Below are 6000 nucleotides of genomic sequence, written 5' to 3' on the forward strand. Positions count from 1 at the left end.
TGACGGCGTCAGATTTCGAGGTTGTCGATGAGCCGGGTCGCGCCGAGCTTCGCGGCGGCCAGCACGACGAGCGGTGCGTTGGCGTCCTGCGCGCCGGGCGCGATCAGGTTCGAGCGCTTGCGGATCGCGATGTAATCGGGATTCCAGCCGCGCGCCGCGAGCGTCGCTTTGGCCGACTCCTCGAGCTTCGCGAAGTCGCGCTCGCCCGCGAGCACTGCGTCGCGCACGCGATTGAGTTCGGCGGCCAGCATCGGCGCCTCGGCGCGCTCGGCGGCCGAAAGGTAGCGGTTGCGCGAGCTGAGCGCGAGGCCGTCGGTGTCGCGCACGGTTTCGGCGGCGACGATGTCGGTCGGCAGCGCGAATTGGTGGCACATCTGGCGCACGATCATCAGCTGCTGATAATCCTTCTTGCCGAACACCGCGACGCGCGGCTGCACGCACGACATCAGCTTCATCACCACGGTGCAGACGCCGTGGAAGAAGCCGGGGCGGAATTCACCCTCGAGGATGTCGCCGAGATCGTGCGGCGGATGGACGCGATACTCCTGCGGCTCCGGATACATGTCCTTTTCGGTCGGCGCGAACAACACGTAGACGCCTTCCTTCTGCAGCTTCTCGATGTCGGCTTCGAGCGTGCGCGGATATTTGTCGAAATCCTCGTTCGGGCCGAACTGCAGGCGATTGACGAAAATGCTCGCCACGACCGGGTCGCCATGCTGGCGCGCGAGGCGCATCAGCGACAGATGGCCCTCGTGCAGGTTGCCCATCGTCGGCACAAAGGCCGTGCGATTCTGGCCGCGCAACTGGTCGCGCAATTCATGGATCGAGCTGATGACTTTCATGATCGGACAGGGAAAGGCTCGCGCGGCGCGCGATCCGGTTGGCGCGACACCTGGCGGAATCGCGCGGGTCATCGCCTCGCCGGCAAATGACGGGTTCGGAGCGCGGATTGTAGTGGATTTGGGCAGCGGGCGCACCGAATCGCGGCGGCTCCTCGGAGCGGCGCGCCGCGAGCTTGCCGCGCGGTTCCCGCGGAGGCCCGCCAGGCTTCGCTGCGACGGTTCCTAACGATTTTCCCGCGGTCCGGCCGCTATTTCGCAATCAGGCCGGCAGATACGCCAGTCGCACGTAAATCGGCGCGAACGGCTCCGCCTGGGTGATTTCGACGAGCGATTCACGACACAGCTCGAGCACGGCGATGAAGTTCACCACGACCACCGGCACACCGCGGCTCGTGTCGAACAGATCGGAAAACTCGATGAAGCGCGCGTTCTGCAACTGCCGCAGTATCAGGCTCATGTGCTCGCGCACCGACAGTTCCTCGCGCGAAATCTTGTGATGCTGGACCAGCTTCGCGCGCTTGATCACGTCGGCCCACGCGGCGCGCAGGTCGTCGCTGTTCACGTCCGGGAACCGCGGCGTGACGCTCTGCTCGATGTAGACCTCGGCGCGCAGAAAGTCGCGCCCGAGCTGCGGCAATTGATCGATGCGTTGCGCGGCGAGCTTGATCTGCTCGTATTCGAGCAGGCGGCGCACCAGTTCGGCGCGTGGGTCTTCGGCTTCTTCGCCGGTGTCGGCCTTCTTGACCGGCAGCAGCATGCGCGACTTGATCTCGATCAGCATCGCGGCCATCAGCAGATACTCGGACGCGAGTTCGAGATTGGTCTTGCGCAGTTGCTCGACGTAGCCGAGATATTGCTCGGTGACGTCCGCCATCGGGATGTCGAGCACGTTGAAGTTCTGCTTGCGGATCAGGTACAGCAGCAGGTCGAGCGGCCCCTCGAAGGTTTCGAGGAACACTTCGAGCGCGTCCGGCGGGATGTACAGGTCGTTCGGCAGCTTGAACAGCGGCTCGCCGTACAGACGCGCGAAAGCGACGCCGTCGACCGTATCGGGCGTCGAATCGGTCGCGGGCGTGGAAAGCGCGGTGGCGGACGGTGCCGGCGCTGGGCCATGAACCGGGCCGTGGACCGGTTCGTGAACTGGGCCGTGAAGCGGACCATGCACCTCGTCAGCGTGACTCATCGTCGGCGTGACTGGGGCGCTTAGAAGTTCTGGTAGTACGAGTAAGGCGTCTGCTGCACGCGCGAAGCTTTCTGCTCGGCGCGCTCTTCCAGATCGATCGGCTGTTTGTCCCACAGCAGTGCGCGGCCTTTGCGTTGCTCGGCCTCGAGATTGGGCTTCTGTTGCTTGAGCTGGTTCAGGAACTGGGTGATGTCCGATTGATACATGGCTCGACGTCCGTGGTGGGTAAGGTGGCGGCTCTCCGCTGGCCGCTGCGCGGTGCCGCTAGGAGGGCGCCGTCATCCGCGATTTTACCGCATGCGCCGCGCGCGGTCGAAAATCGCCGCAAGCCGTCTATTTTTGAGATGAAGCGCGGGGTGCCGCCTGGAGCACGATACGGGCCGATTGGGGTCGCATTGTGGTCAAATAGCATGCCTCGATCGCGCGGCGCGGCCGGGGCGCAAGAATTCACTCATTGAGGCCGGAGGTCCTGTTTGGCGGGAGGTACGATCGACAAGCCGCGTGTGTGGCGCGGCGAGACCGGCCAGACGCGAGGGCCCGCGCGCGAGCGCGAGGCGCTCGCGCGGTGCTGGCTGCGCGTGTCGTTCGCCTTCGGCCTCCTGATGTTGCTGCTCGCCGGAGGCGAGGCCTACGCGGCGAGCAAGGCGCCCAGCTATAAAGTCGAGGTGGTCGCCGAGCCGCGCGCGCTGCGCCGGCTGCTCCAACAGCACCTCGATATCTCGCGTTTCGCGAAGCGCCCCGACGTCAGCGACGACCAGTTCTCGTTCCTGATCACCGCGACGCCACAGCAGGCGCGCGATCTCGCCGCGACGCAGGGCTATTTCTCACCGCTCGTCAGCACCGACGTGCGCACCGTCGACAACATCCGCCAGGTCACCGTGCGCGTCGAGCCGGGCCCGCAGACCAAAGTCACGTCGGTCGATCTGTCGTTTCGCGGCGCGGTGCTGACCGAAGACCCGTCGCGCGAAAACGCGACGCGCTTCGCGTTCTCGCTGCACGAGGGCCAGCCGTTCTCGCAAAGCGACTGGGACGACGCGAAGAACGCGTCGCTGCGCGAGCTGCAATCGCGCCGCTACCTCGCCGCGAAGATCTACCACTCGGAGGCGCTGATCGATCCGCGCACGCACACCGCGAAGCTGTCGGTGATCTACGACAGCGGGCCGACCTTCACGATGGGCCAACTCGACGTGCAGGGCACGAAGCGCTATCCGGAACGCATCGTCCATAACGTCAATCCGATCTCGCCGGGCGACATCTACGACACGCGCACCGTCGCCGAACTGCAGCGGCAACTGCAGAACACGCCGTACTTTGCGAGCGTGGCGATCGACCTCGACAACGACCCCAGCAAGCCGCTCGACACGCCGGTGCACGTGAAGGTGTCGGAGTTTCCGTATCACAGCTTCCGCGGCGGGGTCGGCTATTCGACCGACAACGGTCCGCTCGTGCAGGGCGGCTACACGTATCTGAACACGTTCGGCGCGGCGTGGCCGTTCACGGTCGAGGGCCGCGCCGACCAGACGCAGCAATACGGCCAGGTCCAGCTATCGATGCCGCCCGGCCAACGCGGCTGGACCAACAGCGTGCTCGCGTCGTACACGACCACCGACGTCTCCGACACGCGCATCTACAGCATCCGCGGCGGCGTGCAGCGCTCGCGCACGTCGCAGTTCCTCGATTACAGCTATTCGCTGCTGTTCTACAACGATCAGCTGAACCAGAACGCCGCGCCGCCGACCCGCGCGCACGCGCTGGTGCCGGGGTGGTCTTGGACCCGGCGCGACACCGATGACCCGCTGTTCCCGCGCCGTGGCAACCTGATCCACGTCGAGGCGGGCTTCGCGGTCAAGGGAGTGCTCGCCGACCAGTCGTTCATCCGCGGCTACGCGCGCGGCCAGCAGTACTTCCCGATCGGCGACAACGACATCGTGCTGATCCGCGCCGAGCTCGGCGGCGTATTCACCAGCGGCAGCTCGAGCGGCGTTCCGGCGTCGCTGCTGTTCCGCGCGGGCGGTTCGAACTCGGTGCGCGGCTACGGCTTCCAGAGCATCGGCAACAACGTCGCCGGCTCGGTCCTGCCGACCAAATACCTGGTGACGAGCGCGGCCGAATACCAGCACTGGTTCTCGCACAACTGGGGCGCGGCCGTGTTCTTCGACATCGGCACCGCGACCGACACCTGGGGCGAGAAAATCTTCTATCCTGGCGCCGGCGTCGGCGCGCGCTGGCGCAGCCCGGTCGGCCCGGTCAATCTCGATGTCGCCTACGGGATTCGCGACAACAGGGTGCGGCCGTACATCACGCTCGGCATCGCGTTCTGACGTTTGACGACAACCCGCCACCTTATTTGCCACCGTATTCACGCATGACCACCGACGTCACCGACCCGCCCCCCGCGCAGCCGCCCGGCGCCACGCCGCCAGGACCGCCGGACGGGCAGCAGCCGCCCGACACGCCGCCGCCGAAACGGCGCTGGGGCCGGCTGCTGCTGAAGGCGATCGCGGGCACGGTGATCATGCTGGCGCTGCTGGCCGTACTCGCGGTCGGCCTGCTGTACGGCGCGCTGACGACCGAGCGCGGCACCGCGTACGCATGGCACGCGGCCGTGAAGCTGCTGGGCGGCCGGCTCGCCGGCACGCTCGACGGCGGCACGCTCGCGCACGGCGTGCAACTGCGCGACGTGCGCTGGCGCAGCCTCGACGGCAACGGCACCGACATCCAGATCGACCGCGTCGCGGGCAGCTGGGCGCTCGCGCGCGAGCCGTGGCGGTTCACGATCGATTACCTGCACGTCGGCACGATCGAGGCGCGCATGGGCCCATCGTCGCCGAGCAGCAACGAGCCGATGAAACTGCCGCAGGATCTGCAATTGCCGATGCAGCTGGAGATCCGCGACGTGCGGGTCGAGTGGCTGCTGCTGCACCAGGGCGCGTCGACGACGGAGCTCTCTAGCTTCGCGTTTCATGGACGCAGCGACGGGCGTCATCACGAGGCCGCGATCGATGCGCTCGAGACGCCGTTCGGGGCGCTGACGGCCGCGGCGAAACTCGATGGCGTGCAGCCGTTTCCGCTCACCGGCGAAGTCGGTTATGCCGGCAAGGTCAACGATGAAGCGGTGCAGGTGGCCGGTCACCTGAGCGGCACGCTCGAGCAACTGGTCGCCGAGCTCGATGCGAGTGGCATGAAGCTCGCCGGCCACGCGCGGGTCGAGGCGGCGCCGTTTGCCGCGGTGCCGTTGCAGCGCGCGACGCTGAGCTTCGATCATGTGAATCCGCAGGCTTTCGCGCCCGGTGCGCCGGTGGAGTCCGGCGCGGCGGGCGCTGCCAGCGCGGCTAGCATGGCCAGCGCGGCCGAACCGTCGGCCGCCAGCCATCCGCACCACCTCTTCGGCGGCCACCACGCGCCGGCCGATCCGGCGGCGGGTTTCGCCGTCGCGGGCCACATCTCGATCGTCAACGCGAAACCCGGCGCAATCGACCAGAAACTGCTGCCGCTGATCGACGCGAACGCCGACGTGCGGCTCGACGCCCGCACGCAGAGCATCTCGAACCTGAACGTGCGGCTCGTGCGCAACGCGACGCTCACCGGCGGCGGCACGCTGAGCGGCCGGCACGGCCAGCTCGATCTGAACGTCGCGCGGCTCGACCTGAACGCGCTGCAGGCGACCGTGCGGCCGACGCAACTGTCCGGCCCGATCGGCATCCGCCTGAACGACGACATCCAGAGCCTCACGCTCGACCTCGCCGACCCCGCCGCCGCGCTGCGCGCACAGGGCAAGATCACGTTCGATCCGGCGCGCATCAGCTTCAACGACGTGCGCGTCACGTCGGGCCGCGGCCGCATCGATCTATCGGGCGCGCTGAAACACGATGCGAATTCGACCTACAACCTGAAGGCGCAACTGACCGATTTCGATCCGCTGTCGCTGACCTCGCAGATGCCGGCGCGCACGCCGGAAACGAGTTACGCCGCCCC

4 protein-coding genes and 1 pseudogene are annotated in these 6000 nt (G+C 67.2%); 2 read left to right on the forward strand and 3 right to left on the reverse strand.

Going from position 1 to position 6000, the window contains the following annotated elements:
• Positions 1-8: 8 nt before the first annotated feature.
• The 3 genes from panC to AB3X89_RS31020 all read right to left on the reverse strand — a co-directional run bounded on the left by panC (position 9) and on the right by AB3X89_RS31020 (position 2231).
• Positions 9-842, reverse strand: coding sequence for a pantoate--beta-alanine ligase (gene panC, locus AB3X89_RS31010; protein ID WP_013088714.1), 834 nt, complete (start codon positions 840-842; stop codon positions 9-11).
• A 259-nt stretch (positions 843-1101) separates the two neighbouring features.
• On the reverse strand, positions 1102-2025 hold the full coding sequence (locus AB3X89_RS31015) for a ScpA family protein (protein ID WP_368586681.1): 924 nt from the start codon (positions 2023-2025) through the stop codon (positions 1102-1104).
• Positions 2026-2045: 20 nt separating this feature from the next.
• Positions 2046-2231, reverse strand: coding sequence for a DUF3460 family protein (locus tag AB3X89_RS31020; RefSeq protein ID WP_013088716.1), 186 nt, complete (start codon positions 2229-2231; stop codon positions 2046-2048).
• 267 nt (positions 2232-2498) lie between these two features.
• Between AB3X89_RS31020 and AB3X89_RS31025 the strand changes: the two genes are divergently transcribed.
• Together AB3X89_RS31025 and AB3X89_RS31030 are read left to right on the forward strand one after the other, a co-directional pair.
• On the forward strand, positions 2499-4346 hold the full coding sequence (locus AB3X89_RS31025) for an autotransporter assembly complex family protein (protein WP_368586682.1): 1848 nt from the start codon (positions 2499-2501) through the stop codon (positions 4344-4346).
• Between the two features lie 44 nt (positions 4347-4390).
• Positions 4391-6000 (forward strand): annotated as a pseudogene (locus AB3X89_RS31030) (translocation and assembly module protein TamB); the annotation flags it as partial.

The organism is Paraburkholderia sp. BR14320 (assembly GCF_040948665.1).
In the GTDB taxonomy this organism is placed as follows: Bacteria; Pseudomonadota; Gammaproteobacteria; order Burkholderiales; family Burkholderiaceae; genus Paraburkholderia; species Paraburkholderia youngii.